Raw genomic sequence first — 23859 nt, forward strand, 5'->3', positions numbered from 1 at the left:
GTTGCGCGCCGGCGCCTAAAATGAAAGTCTCTGGCAGAGTTTACATCAGGATAATCTAATACGTTGTTCTTAGGGGTCGTCTCATGCTGGACGGAGCTGGAATTGGCGTGGCCTTCGGCCACCACGGCGAATTGGTTCAGGGCCTGTTCGAGGACGACGGCGCTCGGCTGCGGCGCGCGCTGGTCTCGCTCCCCTGTCGTCAGCTGCAATCGAGGGCCAGGTTCAGCGCAGGCGACGGCGATCTCGTGGCTGTGACGCCGGAATCGTGCGACAAAGCCAGGCGCGCCGCGGAATTGACCATCGCAAGGTTTGGCCAAAGGGGCACCGGCGGGAATCTCGCCATAGACAGCAACGTCCCGGTCGGCCGCGGCATGGGATCGTCCACGGCCGACGTGCTTGCGAGCATCCAGGCTGTGCTGGGGTGGCTGGAGATCGAGGCGGCGTCGGACGAGGTCATGCGCATCGCGGTCAGCGCCGAGACGGCCTGTGACTCCACCCTCTTCAAACAACAGGCGGTGCTGTTCGCCCATCGTGACGGGATCGTCTTGGAAGCTTTCCGCAGACCTCTGCCTCCTGTCGATCTGATCAGCGTCGACACAACGCCGGATGTGACCGTCGACACACTCGAATACCAGCCGGCGCGCTACGATGCCTCGGAAATCGAGACCTTCCGGCCGCTGCGCAGCCTGCTGCGCACGGCCATCAAGCATGCGGATATCCGCATGCTTGGCCGAGTTGCGACGGCAAGCGCGCGCATCAACGAGCGCTTCCTGCCAAAGCCCGGTCTGGACGAGATCGAAGCCATCGGCTGCCGTTTCGATGCTGTCGGCATCCAGGTCGCCCATAGCGGCACGGTCGTCGGACTGATGTTCGATGGGCTCGATCCAAAAGCCTCGGCAAACATCGATGGCGCGGCGGACGCTTTGAGAGGGTCTGGTTTCGACCCGGCAATCTTCCGTCACTGACCACTTTGGGGCGCGGGGAGAAGCATGATGTCTGTCCACATGTTGATGCGCAGGCTGGAAGAATTCGAGGGTCCTCGCCTCGTTCCGCTCAGCGCCACTCTCTTCAGCGCCTCTTTCTTCCTGATGAAGCTTCTACCGGCTCGCTTCATGCTCGAACGCGCCGTCGAACAGGGACGGTTGAGACCGGGAGGGATAATCTGCGAATCCTCGTCTGGAACCTTTGGCCTTGCCCTCGCCATGCTGGCGGTACAGCACGGCTACAGGTTGATCCTGGTCAGCGACTGGGCGCTCGATCGCCATCTTCATCGGCGCCTTATCGAACTCGGCGCCGAGGTGGCGATCGTCGACAGCCCAGCGCCTGCGGGCGGGCTGCAGCAAGCGCGCCTCGATCGTCTGCACGAGTATCTGCGCGATATTCCCGGCAGCTACTGGCCCTCGCAGTACGACAATCGCGACAACGCGCTCTCCTACGGCAAGGTCGCCGAAAAGTTGATCGACAGGGTCGGCAAGGTGGACTGCCTGGTCGGCCCGGTCGGATCGGGTGGTTCGATGAGCGGCACATCGCATTACCTGCGCACGCTGTTTCCCGATCTGCATGCGATAGGCGTCGATACGCCCGGCAGCGTGCTGTTTGGCCAGCCGAGTGGTAGGCTCAACCTGAGCGGTCTGGGCGGCAACATCCTTCCCGCCAATGTCGATCACAGCCAGTTCGACGAGGTCCACTGGCTGACGCCAGTGGAGGTCTTCCAAGCCACCCATCAGCTTCATCGCCAGCACGGGCTTTTCATGGGCCCGACCAGTGGCGCCGCTTACAGGGTTGCCCAATGGTGGTCTCACAACAATCCCGACAAGAAGGTGGTCGTGCTCTTTCCAGACGAGGGCCACCGCTATGTCGAGACTGTCTACGACCAGCAATGGCTTGCAACGATTGCTGGCTGGCCGAGTCCACTGCCTGCCTTCCCGGTCACTGTCGGCGCGCCGAGCGAGCCGATGTCAGCATGGTCCCGCTTCTCCTGGAGGCGCAGAACGCTGCAACAAGTCCTGGCGCGGGCCGATGATGGGCTTAACCTGGGCGGCGGACAAAGCAATGGATTTTGAGGCTTTCGTGCGCCGATGATGCAATGGCCGGGGTGTGGTGGGCGCCCCACATGCCATGCCGGTCCGCCACCTCTTCCGGGTCTCGCCGGCCTGTTTGCGGCCGCAAGCTGCGCAATCCTGTGATGCAACGGCGCCCTGCTAGCCCCATCGACGCACCCAGCGACGATGATCGCCGGCTGACCGGGCCATGTGAAGCGAGGACAAAGCCATGAGATCGCCATCGACATCCGGCGCGACGACAACTGGGAAGGTGCGGGCCACGTCGATCGTGTCGCGCCTGGACGGGATCAGCCTGCAGCGCGTGGCGCTCTGCGATCGGGCTGCCATCAAGACGTTGCTGCTCGATCCTGAGCAGGAACAGTTCGCCGGCGACGTGGATGTGGTCTTTGACGGACTGCAAAACAGCCGCTATCCGCAGTTTGAGCACCCCCTAGCCATTGTCGCCGCCGACAAGACGGTCGGCTTCTTCATTCTTCGCGAGAGACTTGCATTGCCCCTGTGGGCGCCAAACGACGCGGTCACATTGCACAGTTTCCGCGTTTGTCGCACCTTGCAAGGTAGGGGTTACGGCCGCGCCGGAGTGGATCTGGCGATCTCGTGGCTGCGGCGGAAGCGCCCCGGGGTCAAGCGGCTGATGCTTGCCGTCAACATCCGCAATGCCGCGGCGAAATCGGCCTATCTCAATGCGGGTTTCAGCGACACTGGTCAAATCTTCCACGGCCCAATCGGCGATCAAACCATTCTGACGGTAAGGATTCCGCGCGGCTGCGGCTGAGCGTCGCCGCGAGTGCGCGCTTTCCATTTTGGCAATGCAGGTATACTAGGTATATTATGATTGATGGGAGGAAGCTATGCGACTCGTGACGCAGCGGTTTGCCGATTTTGCCTGTGATGCGGGGCGCCGGGACCTGCCTGATATGGTCATCGAGAAGACGCAACGCGCCATTCTCGATACGATCGCGGCTCTCCTCGGCGGCGTGCCGACCGAGAATGCGCGGCTGTCGCGCATTGCCGCCAGAGCCTGTTTTGGAGCAGGTGCGGCACATGCCTGGTTCGCCGAGGCCGGGCTGCATCCGCTCGGCGCCCTGTTTGCCAATTGCGCTGCGGCGAGTTCGCTCGACGTCGATGACGGCCATTGTCTTGCGGCGGGTCACCCGGGTGCTGCCATCGTCCCGGCCGTGCTGATGGAAGCGGCAAGGCTGGGCAGCGATGGTCGTGATGTGCTCACCGCGACCGCGCTAGGCTATGATGTTGCCCTGCGCATCGCCGCCGCCCGCCGCTTCACCGATACGATGAGCTTTGCCAGCGGCCAATGGACTGGCTTCGGCGTCGCGGCCGCCATCGGATGGCTGCGCGGTATGCAAGTCGACCAGCTCGCCCATGCACTCGCGATAGCCGGCGCCGAAGCGCCGCAAAACCTGCCGCAAGGCGATTGCCAGGCAAGCTCCGTCAAGGGCAGCAGCCCGTGGTCGACGGTCTCGGCGGTCTTCGCCGCCGGCCGGGCCGAGGCTGGCATGAGCGGCTCGATCGATTTGCTGGACCGGGCCCACGCCTATGATGTCGGCGCCCTAACCGCCGACCTTGGCAGCCGCTGGCTTATCGCCGAGACCTACCTTAAACCCTACGCCGCCTGCCGCTATACGCACCCGGTCATCGATGCCGTGCTCGCGCTCGTTGCGGATCGTGATCCAGGGCTGCCGATCGACCGCCTCGTCGTGGAGATCTTTCCAGAAGCGCGGAAACTGCCCAACGAAATCGCACCGAAGTCGCTCGAAGGCGGACAGTTTTCAGTGCCTTTTGCCGCGGCATTGGCCGCACTGCGCGGCGCGGCCGCCTTCCGCCCCTTGCGTCCTTGCTCGCTCATGGATCCGGAGGTGGTGGCGCTCGCGGCGAAAGTCGAAATCCGCTACCCCCACGACCTGGCCGGGATTTTTCCGCGGCGCACGCCAGCGCGAGTGACCATGGTTGCTGGAGCGCGCGAGCGCGTCATTGACGTGCCCCTACCGCTTGGCGACGCCAACAACCCGATGGATGACTTGGCCGTAGGCGAAAAGCTGCACGACCTCGGCCGCGACATCCTTTCGCGTGCCGAGCTCGATCAACTCATCCGGTCCGTGGGTTTGCTCAAGCAGGGAGAGATCGCTCCGTTGCTCATTTGCCTGGCGGCTCAACCAAGCGCCGAACAATGAACGCCCTGCCGCTTATGCATTCGCTTTCCGCTTCGCCCGCGCCGGTTTGGGCGGGGCGGCTTTGCGGCCGAGCCCGATCGATTTCGCCAAGGCGGACCGTTGGGCGGCATAGCTTGGCGCGACCATCGGATAGTCCTTGGCCAAGCCCCATTTGGCCCTGTATTCATCGGGCGTCATGCCAAGCAGACCCAAATGACGCTTCATCGACCTGAATTTTCGGCCGTCCTCCAAACTGACGATGTAGTCGGGAAAGACAGACTTCTTTGGGTTCACAGCAGCGACCGGCGCTGGTTTGGCGGCGATCTCCGGCTGCTCCAGCTTCAACAGCGCGGCATGCACGCTGGCAATCAGATCAGGCAAGCCTGCGGTCGGAACCGGATTGTTCTGGACATAGGCGGCCACGATCTCCGCCGTCAAACCTATCGGGTCAAAGCTCTCGGTATTGGTCAATTGTAACTCCTGTATTGTCCCCTCGACTTCCCTATTGCGGAATTCGAGGATGCGCAACGACCGGACTTCTGATGGTATGGATCAGCAATGAAATGCGCTGCACGGGGATTCGAGACTTCCGCCTGGCAGTCAGACGAACAAACCTGCCGGCGCATATCGACATTCCAGGTGCCAAAGGCACCGCGCCGGGGTCGACTTGTGATCTGGGCCTCGACTAAGCGGCGTGCCGGCGGCATGCCCGCTCGATGCATAGCCCCGCGAGGCAGCGGAGACCCAGCCTAGCGAAGCCCGGCGCTTAGCTCGCAGGCGCCTGCGAAGTTGGGAGCAGCTTTGATTTCAGCGAGCCGCTGTCTCAGGTAGGTACTCAAGTCCACCTCGCCGCGCTAAACATACCAAAGCCCGCCACTGAGGGGACAGTGGCGGGCTTTGTTTGAAAGCTGTTCGACCAACTCTCCGCCGCTCCTGTCCGGGGGGTGTCGAGGGGCGCCACCGAATGAACTTGGGCCGATACAATCGGTTCCCGCCGCAAGCAAAAAAGCCCGCCGGCGTGATCCAGCGGGCGGGTGGTGAAAGGCAGATGCTCCGGTTAGTCGATCGCGCCTGAGACGGTGATCGGCGAAGAAGTCGCGGCCGTAGCATCGGACCAACGTTCACGCTTGGTCGGGATGGGTCTCTGGTAGGTTTTCATCGTCGCGCAGCTCACGCGCCGCCCTTGGTTGGGCCGGATACGATGACCAACTGGGCTGCGATGCTGCCCAAGCGCTCGCGCTTCTCCAGTTCTGGCCATTTGTATGTCTTCTTCCATAGTGGTGCTCATCACGCCTGCGGCGTTGCTGGTAGCAACGACGTTGAAGCCGGCGTTGGTCAGCGCGAAATCGAGGTCAAGCAATATGACAGGCTCGTCTTCGACCACTAGGACTTTGCCGTCATGCATCATGGACCATCCATTATACGTTGGCCGCCCTAACGATGAGAGGATGGCTTAGCTCCGGCCCTGTTTGGGAGATCCCACCAGCGGCAAGTGCGGGCAGGATGATGCACAACGGGCCGGCGTCATGTCGGCTTGTCCAGCGGCGCCCTTCTGGTTGGCGGCTTGTAAGCGCTCACCAGCCTGACGACAGCGGCGTCGACTGTGACTGGAGCGCCCAGGTTCACCGTCACGCTGTTTTCGTCGATGTGGATGACGTTGCCAATCAACTCGATATGCTGCCCCTTCTGTACCTTCGTTGTGTGGTCGATCACCGAGTGGGGTTGGCCATAGGAGGGTATGGAAACGCTCACCCGGTCCTCAGTGACCCGCTTGCGCACGGTGGCGGTGATTACGACCTCGTCGCCGATTTTGATGCCCTTTGCCATAACTATGACTCTGGAGCGGCCAATCATTTCGTCAAGCTACTGCTAATATATTGCGTTTCGCAGCACCAGGGGTCTAGGCTGATCTCTGCGCGACAACAAACGCGTCGGCCGCCGGGGCGGCATGAGCTTTCTCTACCCCCACCAGGTGAGTATCCGCTCTGTCTCGGTTTACCGGAAGCTACAAGTGCGCTCCTGGCCTCGCCCCGGAACGTTGTGGCCGAGAGCCATCTGCACCTCGGCCAGGAAGTTGCCCAGCTCCTCGTCCCGCGCCTTGGCGTGCACCGCAGCACCACCGCGGCGGCCTTCTGAATGGCCCACAGTGGGAAGACTGAGCAGATGTGCACCCAGGGGTTGAGCGCTACCTAGCTCGCGGTCGACCGGGAACCGGAGCTCCGAATGCTGGAGCGGCTGCTTTAGCCGTCCGGCCGGCTCCTTTCAGCGTCCAGCAGTTCCTATTCGGTTATCAGACCGTTGATAAAACAGCTTGAGCAGGTGTGACGCGATGCGCTAGGCCTGCTGCGAGTCAAGGGGCGTGCGGTTCTCGTGAATACAATACGGCACACGTGAGAGAGCATATCGATCTCGCAAGGCCCCAGCACTGACCAGGGTACAACATAACCTTCCTCCTCGAAAGCTACGAAACCCGGACAGTGCGACGGCCGTGTGAATGCCACACTTGATTTGGCTTCATCAAGGGCGGTGTCAGGCGCGGTCCGTGTGTACTCGGGACGTGTGGCTGTCGGCATGGCCGCGCTAGAAAGCCCTATCCTGTCTTCAAGGAGCAGCATCGCTCTGAGCTCAGGACGAGATTGGCCAGTACAAAACCGACCGCAAGCGGTAGTGTTGGACAATCAGGGTCAATTCATCGGCACGGGACATTAGGAGGACGGACGTGACCAATTCCACAGGGAGTTCTTTGGGCGTCGCTGTCATTACCGGCGCATCCTCAGGAATCGGCAAAGCTTTTGCCGAGCGCCTGGCCAGCGACGGCTACGACATCGTGCTCGTCGCCCGCCGACGGGACCGGCTCGAGTCGGTAGCCCGCGAGATCAAGGCCGCTGGCGCCTCCGCGGAAATCATCGTCGCCGATCTGGCGCAGTCGCATGGCCTCGACATGGTGGAGCAGCGAATCCAGGCCGGGGACGTGTCGCTACTCGTCAACAATGCCGGGTTCCAGACTTACATGCCCTTCGTCGACCTGTCGATCGACCGCGCCCAGGAAGAGGTTGCGGTGCAGGTAACTGCGGTCATGCGTCTGTCGCATGCGGCACTTCCTGCGATGATTGCGCGCGGCGAAGGCGCCATCATCAATGTCTCTTCCCTGCTCTGCTTCAGTGGAAGCTTGAAATCCCCGTTCATGCCGAAGCGCTCGGTTTATGCCGCCACCAAAGCCTTCATCACGATGTTCAGCGAGCTTCTCGCGGCTGAACTGCAGGGCAAAGGTATTCTCGTCCAGGCGCTTTGTCCCGCCGTCGTCAGGACAGAATTCCATGATATCGACGGCAAGCCGGTCCTCAGGCCCAATGTGCCGGTGATGGAGCCGGGTGACGTCGTCAACGCATCCTTGGCTGGCCTGCGGCAGGGTGACACGATCTGTATCCCGGCACTGGAGCAAGTGGGTAAGCTCTCCGCTGTCGGGGACGCAAATCGCGCCCTGTTCGATGCCGGTCGCGGGGCTGAACTAGCGCCTCGATATCGCTAATGCCAGGCGACAGGTTGGCTGACGTGTCAGCCCCTTCCTTGGGCTCATGGTCGGTTCCCAGGTCCGAGCGTCCCCAACGCGGACGGGCACCGGTTTGCCGCGCCAAGCGCGGCGAAACTCCGGCGCCAACCTCTAGCGTATATTGGTACTGACCGCCAATGGCCGTTCTGGGCCCGTTCTGTCCCACTTCAGCACCAGAGCCCGGTGGAAGTGCCGCCAGCCGCCGACGCGGCCGTTCACCCACAGGGTGCTCAGCTTGCGCTGTGAACGGGCGGGATAGGCGCAAGCCGCCGTTCGGCGCGGAACACCAAATGCGGCCCAGACGAGACAGCCCGATCGGCTGCGGGCAGGCTGAAGATGATCATCGCCGTTGCTGGTCTAGCGCGTTCTGCATAAGGCGGAAATGCCCTGATGTGACCGCAAGCCGCAACGAAGCTCTGCTAGACTAGTCTGTAGAGGCAATGGCGTTGGGAAAAGCGCGATATTCTGAAGCGCCGCTCGAAGTGCCGACCAGCACGACCGCGGCTTCCCGCCCGACCGTGCGCTGCGCGACCAACTTTCGCAAGCCGGTCAAGGCTGCCGCGCTCGACAGTTCGAGATAAAGACCGTAGCGCGCCAGCCGCGCTTGGTCGTCGTAGGTCGGTTCCTCCTCAACGGCAACTGCCGATCCCCCGCACGCGGCAATCGCCTCAACGGCCTGGTAGGTGACCGTCGATCCGCCGATCGACGTCAAAGCCGAATGACCTTCGAAGTGGCCGCGGTAATCGGCGCCCGCAAGTACCCTTGATATGCGTGCGAAGGGCTCGACGGCATGGATGCGGGGCGGCTCGCCGCTGAGACCGGACCTTTGCAGATCGCGGTAGCCGCGCGCGATGCCCCAAAGCAGATCCGCCCGCGATGTCGGAACGACAACGTCGCTGCATGCCTGGGCGCCAAGCTGAAGAAACAGCTCGAAAGCAAGCGATCTGTAGCCATCCACCCCGAACGGATTGCTGCCTACTGCCGGAACAATGAAGTTGGTGGCCGGATACCAGTCGCCGGCGCGGACGCGATCGGCGAGCACCTGCCAGCGGCGTTGCGGTGTTTGCGCGGCCAGCAAGGTCGCGCCGTGCATTTCGATCGCTCGCCGCCAGTTCGGGTTCATCTCAGGCGTGGTGACGATCACGCAGTCGAGCCCCGCCTGAGCCGCGTAGGCGGCAAGTGACACGCCGGCATTGCCGCTGGAGGCGGCGGCAACCGTCGAGGCGCCGCTCTGCAACGCGCGCTGGACGACAAACCGGCTCATGCGGTCTTTGTGCGACCCGGTTGGATTGGTGCCCTCGTTCTTGACATGGAGCGCGCGGACGCCGACCTCATGTGCAAGCTCGTCCATCCCCACCAGAGGTGTGTTGCCTTCACCCAAGGTCGGACAGGACGGGTAGACCTGCCATTCAGAAGGCCGCTCGAGGCAGCAGGGGAATTCCTCATACTCTATCGCCAGGCTTGCCGGCATGTTCTGTTCAAGACAGGCCGGGCAACCTTCGAAGTAATCCGCCACGGCAAACACGGCGTGGCAGCGAATACAGCGCATCCCACTCACGCGCGGATTGAGCCGAGGCTCCGAGCTAAGCATGTGCCAGCCGATTTGGTCGGGCGTCCAGGTCGGCCATCACCTTGAACAGGCAGTCGCCGGGCTCGGTAAGCGATGGCGCCCTGCGGCACGCGACGAGTCCGGAGCTTTCGAAGAGCAGCGTTTCGGGTTCGCGCGTCGGCAGGTCGGGAAAGTGAATGTGGCCGGCAAGCTGGCCGCCGACCACCTCATCGCAGATATCGGCGGCCGGCTCGAAGATACCGCGCTCGCGGGCGTAGACGAAGGCGCTATGGCCTTTGACGGTCATGACCCGCGTCGGCGGAGCCGGTTGGACGACGACCTCGCGCAAGATTCCGTGGCCTTTCAGCAGGCGCTTCAATCCAGATTCGGCGAGCGCCAGACCTTCTTTGGACAAGGTCGCACCGCCGCCAAGCTCGGTGGTTAGAACCAGCGCGCCCCTGTCCTGCGCCGCCGCCGCCAGGGTGGTCAGTCCGCCACCCCCTGTGCCATCGCTGACAAAGCTTATGGGGGCGCCAAACAGCCGCAATAGACGCAGCAGTTGTTCATGTTCCTCGGCGGTCCGCCCCGGCCGCACGAGCGCGCTCGGCACATAATCGAGTGAGCGCCCTCCAGAGTGAAGATCAACGACGATGTCGGCCATTGGGATCAACACCTCGCACACGTAATGGGCGATCATCTGGGTGGGCGAACCGGCGGCATCGCCGGGAAACGTACGATTGAGATTGCCTTGGTCGAGCGGCGATACCCGGCGGCCGGCGGCGACGGCGGGAAAGTTAAGCGCCGGAAGGATGATCAGCCGCCCCGAAACCTGGTCACGGCGGATCTCGCGGGCGAGCTTGCAAAGGGCGATCTGGCCCTCATACTCGTCGCCATGATTGCCAGCGATGAGCAGCGCCGTTGGACCGCCGCTATTTTTAATGCAGACCAGCGGTATGGGTACGAAACCGTAAGCGGACAGGTCGGTCGAATGCGGCAGCCTCAGACAGTCCGACTGCTTGCCGTCGGCCTCGTAGTCAACCGGGGTCCAGATCCGTGTCTCAGCGGCCATGTCTACCTTCTCCATTCAGCGAAGCATCTTGTCCAGGAAAAGCCGCGTCCGCTCCTGGCTTGGCGCGGTGAAGAAGGTTGTCGGGGACGCGAGCTCGACAATGCGTCCCTGGTCCATGAAAACGATCTGGTCGGCGACCTCGCGGGCAAAGCCCATTTCATGGGTGACGCAAAGCATGGTGGTGCCGTCCCTGGCGAGGTCGGTCATGACGTCGAGCACCTCCTTGATCATCTCCGGATCAAGCGAAGAGGTCGGCTCATCGAACAGCATGATCTTGGGATTCAGGCACAGCGCGCGAGCGATCGCGACGCGCTGCTGCTGGCCGCCGGACAGCTGGCTGGGATATTTGTGTGCCTGGTCGGCAACCCTCACCCGTTCGAGATGGTGAAGCGCCATGCCTGCGGCGCCGGTCTTCGATTGGCCGAGCACGCGCTTCAGAGCAAGGGTGCAATTGGCCATCACCGTTAAATGCGGAAACAGGTTGAACTGCTGAAACACCATGCCAATCCCGCGCCGCAGTCTCCGCAATTGCCTGTGGTCTCGACTGAGATCCACGCCACCAACCCGAACCGCGCCTTTCTGAAAGGTCTCCAGGCCATTCAGGCATCTGACGAGCGTCGATTTTCCCGATCCGGAGGGACCGCAAATCACAATCCGCGCGCCCTGCGCCGCAACGAGATCGACGTCCTTCAGAGCGTGAAAGCTGCCGAACCATTTGTTGAGCGCTACCGTCTCCAGCGCTGGCGGCTGGGCGGATTTTGGCGCGCCAGCTGCCTGCCCGATATCGGTGGTTTGGGAGCTGCCCTGTCGCATGAGCTCATTCATCTTCTAGTCGGCCCAAGCAGCTGGCGTTCAATCCGGCCGACCAGCCATGCGACCGCGAGCGCGAGGAGAAGGAAGGCAATGCCGGCCACAGTCAGCGGTTCGGCATAGCGGTAGGTGTCCGAGGCGATATCCAACGCCTTGCCCAGCATCTCCGGTACGGCGATGACGGCGAGGTAGGGCGTAGCCTTCAGGATCGAGACAAAGTAGCTGCCGACCGGGGCCGCGACGTTGCGCAACATCTGGGGAGCCAGGATGAATACCACGATGTCAGTCTGGCTCAGTCCCAGCGCCTTGGCGGCTTCGGCCTGGCCTGCAGGAATAGCGTCGATGCCCGCCTTGAATACCTCGGCGAGATAGCCGCTGAAATAGACGCTCAGTGCCAGTGTGCCGACCAACAGCGCCGGCAGCGTGATCCCGTAGTGCGGCAGCACGAAATAGAGAAAATAGAGCCATGCCAGCACCGGCGTGGACCGGATGAAGTCGATCATGAAGCGCACCACATAGCCGGCAATGGACGCCGCCCGCCTGGTGATCTCGAGGCAGAAGCCCAGCGCCGACGCTCCCGCGCAACTCGCCAGCGCCACGCCGATCGTGGTTCCTATGACGCTGAGGATGGTGGGGACGGTCGAGAGGGCGAATTCGAGATCAAAGGTCACTGGATAACCTCGTTGCCACGCCGATGCGCTGCTCGACCCATCGGCCAAATAGCGCGACTGGGTAACAGACTACGAAATAGGCGAGCAGAAGCGATGTGTAGACGCCGACGGGATTGTATTGGAGCTCGGCGATCTCCTTTGCCCGAAAGGTCATGTCCGTCAGCGTAACGAGGGAAACGAGCGCCGTTCCTTTAACCAGCTGGATGAACTGGTTGATGAAGGTCGGTGCCATCCTGGTCAACGCTTGAGGGAGTTCGATCAATACAAGGATGTGGCGTCGCGGCAGGCCGAGGGCCGCGGCAGCTTCCATCTGCCCCCGGTCTAGCGACTGAAGTCCGCCTCTGACGGCCTGGCTGGCGTATCCTCCCGCATTGAGCCCCAGCACCATGGCGCTGACAATAGTCGCTGGCATTTGGATACCAATGATAGGGAGCGCATAATAAAAGACGAACAGCAGTATGATGACTGCGGAACTGCGCCAGAATTCGATGATGGCGCTGACGGCGATGCGGGCGATGCCGCGTGTCAGATACTGCGCCACGCCGAAGATCAAGGCGAAGGGCACGGCAAACACCAGGCCCAGTAGGGTTACCGTTGCCGTGGTCCGGAAGCCGGCGAAAATTCCGACCAATATCTCAACGATAGTCACGCCTGCACATCCCTGATCCTGCCGCTCCGTGCTCCGAGAGCCTGACCGTCCGCGCTGATGCCGCGACGTGTCTTGCCGCCGATCCCCGGGGCGTCCGGTCAGCCCTGCCCCGCGCAAACCTGCTCACTGGTCAGATCCGGTGCTGCCTCCTCATGGCTGAAGCCGTTCTTGGCCATGATGTGGGCCAGGGTTCCGTCGCTCTTCAAGAGTTTGAGACGGGAATTATACATGTCACGAAGGTCGCCATCCTCCTTGCGGAAGGCAATAGCTGAATAGCCGAAGCGTTCCTTGCCGTTCTCCTGCAGGCCTTGGAACGGCAATGCGCGTTCGATGCCGTTGACATTTGGGTCGGACAAGATGCGAGCCACCGTCGGCGCTGAAAATGCGGCGACGTCGATCCTGCCTGTGAGCAGAGCCGAGACATTCGACTGTATGTCGGGAAACAGCAGCATCGTGCTTTCGGGGACACCGGCGGCCGCAGCATTCTTGGCCGTCACGCTGCCTCGCCCAATCCCAAACCTTATCTGAGGATTTGCTGCGATCTGAGCATAGCTGTGGACGTTCTTCGGATTGCCCTTGGCGACCAGGGCGGCGTCGGCGATCTTCAGATCGGGGTCGCTGAAGGCGACGAGCTCACATCGTTGCGGCGTGATGGCGAGTCCGGCCGCGATGGCATCGAACCGCTGCGCCGTCAGGCCGGGAATAAGGGCGCCGAACTCGGTGACCACGATTTCCACCCGATCGACGCCGAGGCCTTTGAACGCAGCTTTGATCAGGTCGGGGTGAAAGCCTTCCGGCTCGCCGTCGGCACCGCGGTATCCCCACGGCGCGCCATTCGAAATGCCGATCACGATCTTGCCCTCGCGCAAGACCCGCTCACCTGTCGTTTCAGCCCTGAGGCTGTTCGCGCCTGCAACGAGAATGGCGCAGGCCGCCGTAGCAGCAGTTGCCATTTTCCTGAGCAGTCCGACCGTGTTGGGCATGCGGTGTTCTCCAGGTCAACGCTGAGTCAGGTAGACCAGGTATATCAGGTATGTCAAGATCGGGTGAAGGATAAGTTTTATTTTTGTTAAATCCGCGTTCGGCGCTCCGGCCTGCGTGGGGATGGACATCGCCTTATCGTTGCGCTAGGTATTCCTAGTATACCTTGCGAGGGCGAGAATGGCCGGACAGATCGGGACTGCTCTTCATGAAACCGTACGGCAGGAGATCACGCGCCGGGTGCGGGATGCGCAATACGGTGCCGGTCAGCCGCTGCCTTCCGCCGCAGCGCTGGCCGAGGACTTTGGCGTCAGCGCAATCACCATCAAGCGGGCGCTGCGGGATCTTCAGTCGGCCGGAATCCTGCGGTCGGTACCCGGGTTGGGGACCTTTGTCCGGGAGCAGCGACGGTTCATTCGCGATCTCGATTTTTCTCTTACCTCCTATGACAACGCCCTGCGGCTCGGCCTGAAGCCGTCCATTCAGCTCATCTCGTTGACGCGCGAAAAAATACAAGACCCAGCCTTCGACGTGCTTGAACCGCCCACTGGATTGATGCTGTGCGTGCGCAAGGTGATCTTAGCCGACGACACACCAATCATGTACGACACATCCTACCTGCCTCACCCGGTGAGCGATCAGATGCTTGAGGAGTTCAGGGACAAATTCATCGGCGATGTCCTGCGCGAGCACGGCACGCGCTTCACCAAGACCAAGCTGCTGATCGATGCCGCGCCGGCCTCGAATGAAGCACAGCAGACGTTCGCGCTTCCGAACGGATATCCGACCCTTCGTCGCCTCTACAGGCTGAGCACCACCGAAAGGTCTGTTTCGGTGTTCGGCATAACCGAATCTCCGTTCGACCGGCTGGCTTGCGTGGTCGAAATCGACGCCGATCACGCAACCCCCAAGCGGCGGACGAGAACCGACCCGGCGTCCGGCTGACGCGACGAGCTTTAGATCAGGAGCAGGCAATCATGCTTCCAGTTTCACCCTCACCCGATGTTGCGGTGGCCGAGCTGACCAGGCGGCTTGCCGCGGTGCGACGCGAGATGGCAGACGAAGATATTGACGCGCTGGTCCTCACCGACCAGAAGAATGTCGAATACTTCACCGACTACAGGACCTTGTCCTGGGGCTATCACTCGCGCCCCTTGTTCCTGGTGATAGACCATCAGGATGTCCGCGTCATCGCCAACAGGATCGAGACCAGAAATCTCGAAGCGCGGCACCGACCCTTCGCGATCGTGTACTACGCGGGGTATCTGGCCGAAGGCGCGCAAACCATCGTCGAAGCGGTCCGAACCGGCGACCTGGCCGCCACTGCACGGGTCGCGGTTGACTATGGACAGGACATGGCCGGTCGCGGTTCGCTGGAGATCGTCGACGGCTTGAGGGCGCGCGGGCACAGGCTTGAGAGCGCGGTCGATATGCTGTGGCGAACGCGCATGATCAAATCGCCGTTCGAAGCGGATCTAAAGCGCGTTTCCTTCGAGATCGTCAATGCAGCTTTCGACGATGCTGTTTCGCAGGCGCGTCTCGGCATTACCGAGGTCGAGCTTTCCCGGCAGATCCAGGCCCGCATCATCATGAACGGCGCCGACCGTGCCGATCCGATCGCCATGACATTCTGCAGGGGCGAGTTCAATTACGGCCGCCCGCCAGGCCTGCATCCCCTGCAGGCTGGCCAGTATGTGTGGACGGATTTTCGCTCGACCTATGGGGGCTACCCTGCCGACAGAAACCGCATCGCTCGCGGCGGGGCGCCGGAAAACTGGGAGATAGAGGCCTACGAACGAACGCGTGCGCTGACCGTGGCCCTTGCAACAAGCGTCAGGGCCGGGATGACGTGCGGGGATGTTTTCGGCGCCTTCGAGCAGCTTTGGTCTGACGCCGGCCTTCCGCCCGCCTATGGGCTTGTTTCACGTATCGGGCACGGTGGAGGTCTCGATGTCACAGAACCTCCGTCCATCTCCAAGGCCAATCCAGAAACGATAAGACCTGGCATGATCTTGCACCTGGAGCCCAAGCTGGAGATCAATGGCGCTGTCTTCCAGTTCGAAGAGGTCATCTATATCCGCGAGGCCGGGGTCCAGTTTTTGAGTGAGCTCTCTCCAGAGCAGTTGCCAATCATCAACTGAACTGAGTTGGCTGGCCCACAGATGTGCGGGACCAGCAAAGCACCCGCGTGCTGAGGAGCTGACTGTCGTCAGGCCAGCGACAGGAAAAAGGTCGAAGCCGGATGTTTTGCAACCCCGGTAGATGGTTGGGTAAACGGGTGCGCACGAGGGACCAGCAACCTACCGAGCGACCCGCCGAAACGCGAGCGACGCCATGAAGCCACTGATCATCATATGCTCGGATCACGCGGAGTTCTATCTGATCCTGAGCCACATTCTTGCGGTGGAGGGCTTTGAAAGCGCGTTAGCAACCAATGTCGACGAGATGCTCGACTTGGCCGCCGAACTGTCCGTTCAGGCCTTGCTGTTGGACTGCCGGCCGGACAATCAGATGGCGGATAGCTGCGCCCGGCTTAGACAGGATGACAGGACCAGTACCCTTCCAGTCATCGCCTTGATTGCGCCCGGTGCGGAACCCCAACACATTGTGCTGCTGAAATCGGGAATCGATGAGAGTTTCATCAGACCGCTGGCGCCAGCCAAGCTGCTGGACTACCTGCGATCCAGGCTCGGAGCCGACCGGCGCTCGCGATTGCAACTGCAGAGCGCGCTATCGCTGAGCCATGGCGACATAGAAATGCAGATCGACACGCATCATGTACGCTGCAGCGGTCGGGAAATCGAGCTGGGGCCGATCGAGTTCAAGCTGCTGCGGCATATGCTTGAGCACCCGGGGAAGGTGCTCAGCCGTGAAGAACTGATCGGGGCTGCTTGGCCCAGCAATGTCTATGTCGGCCCGCGCACGGTCGACGTTCACATCAGTCGGCTAAGAAGATCGATCAAGCAGTCTCCTCACCACGACGTCATTCGCACCGTCAGACTGGGTGGATATGCGCTTGAAAGCCCAACAGGCTAGAGCGCTTCTTCCGTGCCTCAACGGCCGGGCGGCCGAACGGAACCCGAAGTAATGAGGCCGCGCGGTTGATGGCCAACCATAGAACCGTGTGTCGGCCGAAATCGAGAGTCCACCTTGTTGGGCGAGCGCGACTGCTCCGTTGCCTCCGGTATATTTTTGTCCCGCCAATCGGATTCGCTCCGCGCGCCCGCGGTCCCTCAGATATTTTGCGTCTCCCAATGGGTTCGGCAGGCCCAGGGCAGATTTTCCCAGCCTGGTGGCTCGCGCCTTCTGAGCCTGCGGCTCGAGAGCCTGGTGATGGCAACTTCCGGGTTGACGGCGAGGCTCCGCCAGCGGCACCCAAATTTTCGACGCCATGGAACTTTGCCGAGAAAGCAAGGTTCACGCCTTGGCGATGGCGACCGGGGCTGTCGCGATCTCGGAAAGCAAGGAAAACCTGGCCCAATGGGAGCAGCTTGCTATGAAACACCAGACACTTGAACAACTGAACGTTATCGCGGAGGTGAACGCGGAATATCCAGCAATCACTCGTAGGCAACGCCTTGAGCGCTGGGCAAACCTCCTTGAACACCAACCAGATCGATGCCTTGGAGCGCTCCCGGGCACGGAATATATGAGCCCCCATGACCGCAACGAAGCGCGTTGCCTTTCGTCGCCGATCAGCGTTGCGTTCGAAGACCCAATTCTGAGGGCGCAGGGCCTGGAGGACGATACTTATGGTGCGGCCCGGAAGTTTTTCGAACTGTCCAACTGGCAATTGCACGACATTGTTTGCCATTGTCATGTCGGCGCAACGATGAAGGCCGGATGGGTAGCACTTCGTGTTCGCGCCGCTATGAATGGCGGCATCTTTGCAAGGCTGGGTGCGTTGCTTAGGCCTTGATGAAGGGATTCGACGGGGCTCATTCCTCAAGTCGAGATGCTCGACCACCGCCGAAGCGTCAGCGGCGGCCGCGGAGGTCGTGAGCGACCAGGCGCCGCTCACCTGTCACCTGGGCGGAGATGAAGAGAATCGGTGCGCCCTCACCGCCGCCGACAGGGTTCGTGCGCCCACTTGGTCCACGCCCAGCGTCCCCGCCTGAAGCGGCTGGATCAGGGATTTGACGGATACTGAGGGATCAAGCCAGCCCCCCAATCGTTCCGCCCTAGCACGATCCGCCGATCGTGATACGCGGCTGTGTCCGGACCGGGCCTCCCCAACGTCGTCGGTCTGGGCCAGATCCCCGCCGCGATCTGGTCCCAATCAGGCAAGGCTGTATCCGCGCTTGGCCGCGCGAAAGGACTACCATGCTCACTCGATTATCAGTCGTAACGTTAAGCAAATGGATGTATTGACTAAAATATTTTCTCGATTTCCGCATACTACTGTTACATAGGCCGTCAAAAGTACCGGCCTCCGAACCATTGGCTTTTTCTGCCAGATCGCGAAAATTGTGGTTCCACCATCTATCGGCAGGCACGGCGGCGACAACACCCCGAAAGTCACTTCGGCCGCACCGCCGTCTCTACGCTAGACAACGCCGGCCACGATTCAGCCTCTCGGAATTATAGCGTCACGTGCTTGGTTCGCCACCCCCCCCTCCCTCAATGGGATGGCTATCGCGCGAGGGCTAGGAGAATTGTAAGCTTCATGCTACATATCTCGCTACTCTGTAGTGTGAAGGTTTCAAAATGCCTACACCACATAACCCTCCCGCCGCTGTGCGGCGCGTCCTGCGCAAGCTTGGTGCAGACATCCACGATGCCCGTCGGCGTCGGCGGCTGCCAATGGCTGTCGTCGCAGAGCGCGCCTTCACGTCCCGCTCGACCCTGCAAAAGGTCGAGGCTGGGGACACCAATGTCAGCATCGGCATTTATGCAGGTGTCCTTCAGGCGCTCGGCCTGCTCGACGGTCTTGGCCAGATAGCCGACATAGGCAACGACCCGGTTGGACAAGCGCTGGCCAGCGCGGAACTGCCCAAGCACGTCCATCTCAAGCGAACAGTCGGATCATCTCGCGATGGCTGACTTCGAGGTACATATCGCCCTGGACGGACGCACGCGCCCTATCGGCCTGGCGAGGAGTAATCGCGTTCGAGGCACGGAGACTATCCTTTTTGAATACGACGGCGCGTGGCTCGCCAATCCAGACCGGTTCTCGCTTGAGCCCGCCCTTGCCCTGACCCGCGGTGCCTTCGCCCCTCCTGCCGGACTGGTGACTTTCGGCTCCATAGGAGACTCAGCGCCCGACACATGGGGGCGCCGTCTTATGCAGCGCGCCGAGCGCCGTCTTGCAGAACGCGAAGGTCGCGCCGTTCGCACCCTTGCGGAAAGCGATTACCTGCTGGGCGTCGCCGACGAGACCCGCCTGGGTGCCCTCAGATTCCGCTGGGCAGGCGAAGAGGCGTTCCAGGCGCCTATCCGCGCCGGCGTCCCCGCCCTGATCGAACTCGGGCGGCTGCTGCAGATCACCGAACGGATCCTCCGGTACGAGGAGACGGACGAGGACCTTCAACTCATCTTCGCCCCCGGCTCTTCCCTCGGCGGCGCCAGGCCGAAAGCATCGGTCATCGACCAGCACGGACACCTCTCCATCGCCAAATTTCCGAAGGAGACAGACGACTATAGCATGGAGACATGGGAGGAGATCGCGCTGCGGCTGGCCGAGCAGTCCGGCATTACCACGCCGCACCATGAGCTAATCGAGGTTGCCGGCAAGGCGGTGATGCTGTCCCGACGCTTCGATCGTTCCGACTCGATCCGCATTCCTTTCCTGTCAGCGATGGCCATGATGGGCGCCAAGGACGGTGAGCGCGGCAGCTACCCGGAGATCGTTGACGCTCTTACGCAACATGGCGCGCAGGGGAAGACCGACGCTCATGTCCTCTATCGGCGGGTCGTCTTCAACGTGCTGATTTCCAATGTCGACGACCACCTGCGCAACCATGGCTTCCTTTGGCTCGGCAAGGCGGGATGGTCTCTCTCTCCCGCCTACGACCTCAATCCTGTGCCCACCGATCTCAACGCGCGTGTGCTGACGACGAACATCGACCTGGACGAGGGCACCTGCTCGCTCGACCTGCTTGAGGCGGCTTCGGAGTTCTTCGGCCTCACACTGCAGCAGGCCCGCGCAATCATCAAAGAGGTCGCGACCGTGACCGCGACGTGGCGTGAAACCGCCAAGGCGGCGGGCGCCCGCTCTGCAGAAATTACACGGATGGCCAGCGCCTTCGAACACGACGATCTCAAGCGGGCGCTGGCGCTATGACCCGAACCTTCACCTACAACTTCACGCCTCCGTCATTTGGCCCGTCCCCCGGCGCGACCATCGCGCTGGACCTCTCCGAGATCGAAGACGCCGGCATTCGCGAAGTGCTTCAGACGATCTCTGACCCGGCACGCGCGCTATATCTCGGCACGAGCACTTCACAACTTCACAACGCGTATCAGACGTTCAGAGCAATGCTGCATCAGCGACGGCTTTGAGGTCCCGACCCACGTGTGGGAACGCAGCGCCTTTGCGACTGGAGCTGGACGCGTTCCTGTTGCCGGTGCGCACTATTGACGGTGATCTTACGTAGCGTTAACCTATTATTAGCTTTCGCTTAAAAAGGGTCTCCGATGAAAATCGCTATCGTTTGCGCGGCAATTCTGCTCGCCGCATCGAGCGCCGCCATGGCGCACGAAAGAAAGCCAAAAGTCGTTGCCAACACATGTGCTGGCCTTTCGATCAAGGCTGCAGTTGCAGCGAAATTGGACTGTACGGCGACCGGTACGGCCATTTCACCTCAGGCCGATTCCAGCAGTCTGAAGCCGCGCCTTGGCTACGAGACCAGCCCTTGGACTCCGTCATTCGGACTCTAGGCGCTCCATAAAAAGAGGCAGGCCCGCCCCATGAGGCCACGGGCTGAGTTTCACTTTTTAATAGAATCCCGCGAGGCTGGGCGGACTATTCGCCATTGTTCCGGCACGTCGATTTATGGCGAAAGACAAGGGGCGCTCATTGTCGGCCTGGCGACAATTCCGTTCCAGGCCTAAGTGTTCCTTAAGGACGGTGTTGGCAGTTGTTCTCGATCGTCAACACCGGGAAACTCTTCACAATCCAAGCGTGGTTTTGCCGTTTTGCCAGCTGACCAATGGCTGGCCTGCCCGAGATCTTAAACTGGATACCTGTTTCGCTGATCTTAAGGGCATCAGGCTATGCCGTGATGGTCAGCGCCGCCTGAAAAGCCCGTCACCGTCAGGGAGCGGGCCGAAGAGTGGACGAGTTGTTCTCTGTTGTTATTCTGCACCAGTTCCAGGTGGTGCATTCCTCCCGCTCGTGGTCGCCGCGCGCGTCTGCACAATGCGCTTGCGAGAAACGGAGCCTAGCGTCGCCGCCGTTCCATCTTCAGTCGCTGGTCGAAACCCTGTCCACATTGGCCGTGGGTGCATTCGATCCGGGTCGAGAAATTGCGAGGCCCCGCATAAGCCGGCCGCGTCCGGGCCAGTAACGGTCGCGGACGCGCTGCTGCAATGTCGGCAGCCCGGTCACGCCGAGCATTACGACGTGCCGACCTTCACCATTCATTTACGATATTAGCTCAGACTCATAAGTGGCCATGCTTGGTTTATTGTACATGCCTAAAGCCCCCGGTGCACTCACCCAGCGCCGGGGGTTTTTGTTACGCCCTACGGCTGGCCTGGAGGCAGGACCCTCATCCAGCCCCAAGCGTAGCCGCTGGCTTTGCGCATAGGACAGCGCCAATGATTCCAGTCTAAATGAGCGGGTGAGTTGCCGGTCCTTCTCAAGCACGCGTACGAACCATTCTCCGCCGCCCTCGAACACTTCAATGCAAGGCAGAACCTTGCCGTTCAGCATCACGACCACGCTATCCACCACAGCCTCCCTGGAAAGCGACGGGCAACGTCGATTTCAAATAAGTCCGCCGCAATCGGTATTTCAATAAAAAAGACATCCCGAGTACTTTCTGGAGGTTCAAGGCCCCAGCGATCATCTTCTGACGATCCAGTCTATCAAGCCGGATTGAAGCCGCTTACAGCCGGTAAACTCGTAAACAAGGGTCTGGGCGAGGTCGCGCCATTGACACTCCGGTGCCTTCGCTTCCAAAACCAAATTCTGAAAGACGTTGCGGAGAATGTCGGCATCGAACGCGGACACCGGGTGTTGCTCAACGTTTCTGTTCGCCTCGTCTATATTGCGCTGGCGCAACCGCTTAAGAAGGGCGCGTGATGCAGCAACTGCCCGCCTGGACTGGTCCAGATCACGACGAATGACGCGATGTCATTTATTGAGCGGTGGCGCGAGGTCAAGGTGGCGTCGATCATCGCCCGCGCGATGTCTGTACGGCTTTCGATCATAGCTACCTCCCAATAGCTAAGATTGTAAGTACCTCTTTCTAAAGCCGATCCGCGATGCATTCAATGTCGGCTTGATACGAAGGGGCGTGTCGATTTCAAATTTATGTGTAGCTGCCTTGAATTTGGATTGGGTAGAATTGCCAATCGTGAAGCGTCTGGTGATTGTTGTCGCCGCGACCCTGCCGACGCTCCGAACGCCCCGGCAACCGCTATCCCTAGTCCGTCGCCGAGGCCCACATTGTATCCATAAGCGTTTGGCCTGAAGCCAATCGCCCTCCGAGCAGTTGCACGATTTTCGGAGCTTTCCGCAAACTTGCTATGCCTGAGCCGATCGTTGATCTTGACGTTCGTCAGGTGGAGAACCGTTGCATCCGCGGCGCTGAGCTTGGATTTAGGGCGCTTGGAGCTGCCCTGCGCATGCGGTGAGCGCAATCGAGAAGACAGCCCACAAGCACCATCGAACCGATCTCAATCCGATCACCTGCCCCTTTTTCCATCCGCGCGTTCAGGCGAGCGGGTTGTGGTATTCGACTGGAACCGACCCTTCGCGACGCAGGGAGGTGCCTTGGACCGAGGGCGTGCGCATCAGACGCAGCGCGACTCGCTTGTCAGCCGCTTCGAAAAGCACCTCATAGAATCTCGTCGTCGCCCGCATCACCTCGGCCGGCGTGCCGGTCGCGCAGGAGTCGCTAGGGGCAGGGTCCGCATCATCACGCAGTCGGGTTCAGGTTAAAGGCCTCGTAGTAAGACGCCGGCCTCTTGAACAGCCAATCCAGTGAACTAAATCATGACCGCCGGCGCCATCGGGGCCGGTATGCCGGCCGGAGAGCATCCGGCGGCCGAAGACCTTGTATCCATATTGCTCAAAGGAGGATGTGGCTATGAGAACCACTCTCGACTTTTCTCCCCTGTTCCGGTCGAGCATCGGCTTCGACCGAATGCTGAACGCGCTGGAGGCTGCGAGCCGCGTCGAAACTATCGACAACTGGCCTCCCTATGACACCGCCAAGACTGGCGAGGACGACTACCGCATCACCATGGCGGTGGCCGGTTTCTCGCAGGACGATCTGACCATCACCCAGGAGCAGAACATGCTCATGGTGTCGGGTCAAAAGGCTGGTGAGGACACCGGCCATTATCTGCATCGCGGTATGGCCGAGCGTTCTTTCCAGCGCCGCTTCGAGTTGGCCGACCATGTGAAGGTCATAGGCGCAAGCCTAGTCAATGGCCTTCTGTCGATCGATCTCAAGCGCGAGATTCCCGAGGAAATGAAGCCCCGCAAGATCAAGATTGCGGCCGGCGAGGCGCTGCCCAAGGTCGAGACGAAGCAGATCGAGACCGAGAAGCAGGCCGCCTAAAGCCGCCCCCAAAGCGCACATTGGGCACGGCGTTGGGCACTCCCCGGCGCCGGCGGGAAAACAAACGAACAAACAGAAGGAGAAGAACAATGAATGTCCGTGATCTGATCCCCTGGAACCGAGGCAACGGCAACCAGGCTCCAACTGTGTTCCGCGATAGCGAGCGCGACCCGTTCCTGTCGCTGCATCGCGAGGTGAACCGGCTGTTCGACGACGTCTTTCGCGGCTTCGGCTCGAACCTTCCCTCTTTCAACACTCCTTCCGCCTTCAGCGGCGGTTGGCCGAGCGTCGAGATTTCCGACAGTGAGAAGGAGATCAAGGTGACAGCCGAGATACCTGGCCTCGAAGAGAAGGACATCGAAGTCCTGCTCGACGACGGAGTGCTGACCTTGAAGGGCGAAAAACACTCCGAGACGGAGGACAAGGACCGGCAGTTCTCCGAGCGTTTCTATGGCCACTTCGAGCGGCGCATCCCACTCGGCTACGAGGTCAAGGACGACAAGGTCGACGCGCGCTTCAGCAATGGTGTGCTGACCGTGACCTTGCCCAAGAGCGAGAGAGCGCAGTCGCAGGTCAAGCGCATCGCCATCAAGAGCTAACCCGTGGCAGGCGCCG

25 protein-coding genes and 1 pseudogene are annotated in these 23859 nt (G+C 61.2%); 15 read left to right on the top strand and 11 right to left on the bottom strand.

The annotated features are described in order from the left end of the window. Positions 1-83: 83 nt before the first annotated feature. The 4 genes from LB557_RS06495 (at position 84) to LB557_RS06510 (ending at position 4252) form a co-directional block, all read left to right on the top strand. A complete protein-coding gene (locus LB557_RS06495) occupies positions 84-965 on the top strand; it encodes a GHMP kinase (protein ID WP_140716018.1) in 882 nt (293 codons plus the stop codon). Between the two features lie 27 nt (positions 966-992). Beyond that, a complete protein-coding gene (locus LB557_RS06500) occupies positions 993-2063 on the top strand; it encodes a pyridoxal-phosphate dependent enzyme (RefSeq protein ID WP_140716016.1) in 1071 nt (356 codons plus the stop codon). A 208-nt stretch (positions 2064-2271) separates the two neighbouring features. Then, on the top strand, positions 2272-2838 hold the full coding sequence (locus LB557_RS06505; protein ID WP_140716014.1) for a GNAT family N-acetyltransferase: 567 nt from the start codon (positions 2272-2274) through the stop codon (positions 2836-2838). Positions 2839-2914: 76 nt separating this feature from the next. Continuing rightward, a complete protein-coding gene (locus LB557_RS06510) occupies positions 2915-4252 on the top strand; it encodes an MmgE/PrpD family protein (protein ID WP_224643161.1) in 1338 nt (445 codons plus the stop codon). Between the two features lie 12 nt (positions 4253-4264). Here the strand turns inward: LB557_RS06510 and LB557_RS06515 are convergent, their stop codons facing one another. From LB557_RS06515 to LB557_RS06525, 3 genes are all read right to left on the bottom strand, one after another. Beyond that, positions 4265-4702 (bottom strand): MucR family transcriptional regulator, encoded by a 438-nt coding sequence (locus tag LB557_RS06515; protein ID WP_140716184.1) that lies wholly within the window; start codon positions 4700-4702, stop codon positions 4265-4267. A gap of 586 nt (positions 4703-5288) precedes the next feature. Next, complete coding sequence (locus LB557_RS06520; RefSeq protein WP_140722529.1) at positions 5289-5639, bottom strand: hypothetical protein; 351 nt, start codon at positions 5637-5639, stop codon at positions 5289-5291. 116 nt (positions 5640-5755) lie between these two features. Next, positions 5756-6058, bottom strand: a complete 303-nt coding sequence (locus LB557_RS06525; RefSeq protein ID WP_140619981.1) for a hypothetical protein — start codon at positions 6056-6058, stop codon at positions 5756-5758. Positions 6059-6950: 892 nt separating this feature from the next. Between LB557_RS06525 and LB557_RS06530 the strand changes: the two genes are divergently transcribed. Then, the gene (locus LB557_RS06530; protein WP_224643162.1) at positions 6951-7760 is read left to right on the top strand and encodes an SDR family NAD(P)-dependent oxidoreductase; all 810 of its coding nucleotides are present in this window, start codon (positions 6951-6953) and stop codon (positions 7758-7760) included. A gap of 445 nt (positions 7761-8205) precedes the next feature. Here LB557_RS06530 and LB557_RS06535 read toward each other — a convergent pair whose 3' ends face one another. The 6 genes from LB557_RS06535 to ehuB all read right to left on the bottom strand — a co-directional run bounded on the left by LB557_RS06535 (position 8206) and on the right by ehuB (position 13512). Beyond that, positions 8206-9330 (bottom strand): pyridoxal-phosphate dependent enzyme, encoded by a 1125-nt coding sequence (locus LB557_RS06535; RefSeq protein ID WP_224713037.1) that lies wholly within the window; start codon positions 9328-9330, stop codon positions 8206-8208. A 34-nt stretch (positions 9331-9364) separates the two neighbouring features. Then, on the bottom strand, positions 9365-10399 hold the full coding sequence (locus LB557_RS06540; RefSeq protein ID WP_140619987.1) for a succinylglutamate desuccinylase/aspartoacylase family protein: 1035 nt from the start codon (positions 10397-10399) through the stop codon (positions 9365-9367). A gap of 15 nt (positions 10400-10414) precedes the next feature. After that, a complete protein-coding gene (locus LB557_RS06545; protein WP_224643163.1) occupies positions 10415-11212 on the bottom strand; it encodes an amino acid ABC transporter ATP-binding protein in 798 nt (265 codons plus the stop codon). Between the two features lie 8 nt (positions 11213-11220). Next, the gene (locus tag LB557_RS06550; protein ID WP_140619990.1) at positions 11221-11880 is read right to left on the bottom strand and encodes an amino acid ABC transporter permease; all 660 of its coding nucleotides are present in this window, start codon (positions 11878-11880) and stop codon (positions 11221-11223) included. Next, positions 11870-12529, bottom strand: a complete 660-nt coding sequence (locus LB557_RS06555; protein WP_224643164.1) for an amino acid ABC transporter permease — start codon at positions 12527-12529, stop codon at positions 11870-11872. The genes LB557_RS06550 and LB557_RS06555 overlap by 11 nt, the downstream gene beginning before the upstream one ends. A 98-nt stretch (positions 12530-12627) precedes the next feature. Next, entirely contained in the window at positions 12628-13512 is an 885-nt protein-coding gene (ehuB, locus tag LB557_RS06560) for an ectoine/hydroxyectoine ABC transporter substrate-binding protein EhuB (RefSeq protein ID WP_224643165.1), read from the bottom strand. A gap of 178 nt (positions 13513-13690) precedes the next feature. On the opposite strand from ehuB, the gene LB557_RS06565 reads away from it, so the two are divergent. The 4 genes from LB557_RS06565 to LB557_RS06580 all read left to right on the top strand — a co-directional run bounded on the left by LB557_RS06565 (position 13691) and on the right by LB557_RS06580 (position 17429). Next, positions 13691-14455 carry a GntR family transcriptional regulator gene (locus tag LB557_RS06565; RefSeq protein ID WP_140619994.1) on the top strand — a complete coding sequence of 255 codons (765 nt, stop codon included), beginning with the start codon at positions 13691-13693 and terminating at the stop codon, positions 14453-14455. A gap of 32 nt (positions 14456-14487) precedes the next feature. Continuing rightward, positions 14488-15651, top strand: coding sequence for a M24 family metallopeptidase (locus LB557_RS06570; RefSeq protein ID WP_140620123.1), 1164 nt, complete (start codon positions 14488-14490; stop codon positions 15649-15651). A gap of 193 nt (positions 15652-15844) precedes the next feature. Then, positions 15845-16546 carry a response regulator transcription factor gene (locus LB557_RS06575; protein WP_224643166.1) on the top strand — a complete coding sequence of 234 codons (702 nt, stop codon included), beginning with the start codon at positions 15845-15847 and terminating at the stop codon, positions 16544-16546. A gap of 460 nt (positions 16547-17006) precedes the next feature. Beyond that, positions 17007-17429, top strand: coding sequence for a hypothetical protein (locus LB557_RS06580; RefSeq protein ID WP_224643177.1), 423 nt, complete (start codon positions 17007-17009; stop codon positions 17427-17429). Positions 17430-17594: 165 nt separating this feature from the next. Here the strand turns inward: LB557_RS06580 and LB557_RS06585 are convergent. Continuing rightward, positions 17595-17746, bottom strand: a pseudogene (locus LB557_RS06585) (SOS response-associated peptidase); the annotation flags it as partial. Positions 17747-18217: 471 nt separating this feature from the next. Here LB557_RS06585 and LB557_RS06590 point away from each other — a divergent pair. From LB557_RS06590 to LB557_RS06600, 3 genes are read left to right on the top strand one after another with little or no spacing between them, the layout of a single operon-like run. Further along, a complete protein-coding gene (locus LB557_RS06590; protein ID WP_010185539.1) occupies positions 18218-18553 on the top strand; it encodes a helix-turn-helix domain-containing protein in 336 nt (111 codons plus the stop codon). Then, positions 18546-19793: a type II toxin-antitoxin system HipA family toxin gene (locus tag LB557_RS06595; protein WP_224643167.1), complete on the top strand. Its 1248-nt coding sequence runs from the start codon at positions 18546-18548 to the stop codon at positions 19791-19793. Before LB557_RS06590 ends, LB557_RS06595 begins: the two co-directional genes overlap by 8 nt. Beyond that, a complete protein-coding gene (locus LB557_RS06600; protein WP_224643168.1) occupies positions 19790-20011 on the top strand; it encodes a hypothetical protein in 222 nt (73 codons plus the stop codon). Before LB557_RS06595 ends, LB557_RS06600 begins: the two co-directional genes overlap by 4 nt. Before the next feature lie 119 nt (positions 20012-20130). On the opposite strand, the gene LB557_RS06605 is transcribed toward LB557_RS06600, so the two are convergent. Continuing rightward, positions 20131-20307, bottom strand: a complete 177-nt coding sequence (locus LB557_RS06605; protein WP_181166508.1) for a hypothetical protein — start codon at positions 20305-20307, stop codon at positions 20131-20133. A gap of 992 nt (positions 20308-21299) precedes the next feature. Between LB557_RS06605 and LB557_RS06610 the strand changes: the two genes are divergently transcribed. The 3 genes from LB557_RS06610 (at position 21300) to LB557_RS06620 (ending at position 23843) form a co-directional block, all read left to right on the top strand. After that, complete coding sequence (locus LB557_RS06610; RefSeq protein WP_224643169.1) at positions 21300-21758, top strand: hypothetical protein; 459 nt, start codon at positions 21300-21302, stop codon at positions 21756-21758. A gap of 1009 nt (positions 21759-22767) precedes the next feature. Then, complete coding sequence (locus LB557_RS06615; RefSeq protein WP_140661240.1) at positions 22768-23244, top strand: Hsp20 family protein; 477 nt, start codon at positions 22768-22770, stop codon at positions 23242-23244. A gap of 89 nt (positions 23245-23333) precedes the next feature. Next, positions 23334-23843, top strand: a complete 510-nt coding sequence (locus LB557_RS06620; RefSeq protein ID WP_140620004.1) for an Hsp20/alpha crystallin family protein — start codon at positions 23334-23336, stop codon at positions 23841-23843. Positions 23844-23859 lie beyond the last annotated feature (16 nt).

It is taken from the genome of Mesorhizobium sp. BR115XR7A (assembly GCF_020165315.1).
Classification (GTDB): domain Bacteria; phylum Pseudomonadota; class Alphaproteobacteria; order Rhizobiales; family Rhizobiaceae; genus Mesorhizobium; species Mesorhizobium australicum.

Bases quoted from the DNA above. Each gene is read 5' to 3' on its own strand.
- LB557_RS06495 (WP_140716018.1), top strand. From the start codon at position 84: ATGCTGGACGGAGCTGGAATTGGCGTGGCCTTCGGCCACCACGGCGAA.
- LB557_RS06500 (WP_140716016.1), top strand. From the start codon at position 993: ATGTCTGTCCACATGTTGATGCGCAGGCTGGAAGAATTCGAGGGTCCT.
- LB557_RS06505 (WP_140716014.1), top strand. From the start codon at position 2,272: ATGAGATCGCCATCGACATCCGGCGCGACGACAACTGGGAAGGTGCGG.
- LB557_RS06510 (WP_224643161.1), top strand. From the start codon at position 2,915: ATGCGACTCGTGACGCAGCGGTTTGCCGATTTTGCCTGTGATGCGGGG.
- LB557_RS06520 (WP_140722529.1), bottom strand. From the start codon at position 5,639: ATGATGCATGACGGCAAAGTCCTAGTGGTCGAAGACGAGCCTGTCATA.
- LB557_RS06525 (WP_140619981.1), bottom strand. From the start codon at position 6,058: ATGGCAAAGGGCATCAAAATCGGCGACGAGGTCGTAATCACCGCCACC.
- LB557_RS06535 (WP_224713037.1), bottom strand. From the start codon at position 9,330: ATGCGCTGTATTCGCTGCCACGCCGTGTTTGCCGTGGCGGATTACTTC.
- LB557_RS06540 (WP_140619987.1), bottom strand. From the start codon at position 10,399: ATGGCCGCTGAGACACGGATCTGGACCCCGGTTGACTACGAGGCCGAC.
- LB557_RS06545 (WP_224643163.1), bottom strand. From the start codon at position 11,212: ATGCGACAGGGCAGCTCCCAAACCACCGATATCGGGCAGGCAGCTGGC.
- ehuB (WP_224643165.1), bottom strand. From the start codon at position 13,512: ATGCCCAACACGGTCGGACTGCTCAGGAAAATGGCAACTGCTGCTACG.
- LB557_RS06565 (WP_140619994.1), top strand. From the start codon at position 13,691: ATGGCCGGACAGATCGGGACTGCTCTTCATGAAACCGTACGGCAGGAG.
- LB557_RS06570 (WP_140620123.1), top strand. From the start codon at position 14,488: ATGCTTCCAGTTTCACCCTCACCCGATGTTGCGGTGGCCGAGCTGACC.
- LB557_RS06575 (WP_224643166.1), top strand. From the start codon at position 15,845: ATGAAGCCACTGATCATCATATGCTCGGATCACGCGGAGTTCTATCTG.
- LB557_RS06580 (WP_224643177.1), top strand. From the start codon at position 17,007: ATGAAACACCAGACACTTGAACAACTGAACGTTATCGCGGAGGTGAAC.
- LB557_RS06590 (WP_010185539.1), top strand. From the start codon at position 18,218: ATGCCTACACCACATAACCCTCCCGCCGCTGTGCGGCGCGTCCTGCGC.
- LB557_RS06595 (WP_224643167.1), top strand. From the start codon at position 18,546: ATGGCTGACTTCGAGGTACATATCGCCCTGGACGGACGCACGCGCCCT.
- LB557_RS06600 (WP_224643168.1), top strand. From the start codon at position 19,790: ATGACCCGAACCTTCACCTACAACTTCACGCCTCCGTCATTTGGCCCG.
- LB557_RS06605 (WP_181166508.1), bottom strand. From the start codon at position 20,307: ATGGCCGTACCGGTCGCCGTACAGTCCAATTTCGCTGCAACTGCAGCC.
- LB557_RS06615 (WP_140661240.1), top strand. From the start codon at position 22,768: ATGAGAACCACTCTCGACTTTTCTCCCCTGTTCCGGTCGAGCATCGGC.
- LB557_RS06620 (WP_140620004.1), top strand. From the start codon at position 23,334: ATGAATGTCCGTGATCTGATCCCCTGGAACCGAGGCAACGGCAACCAG.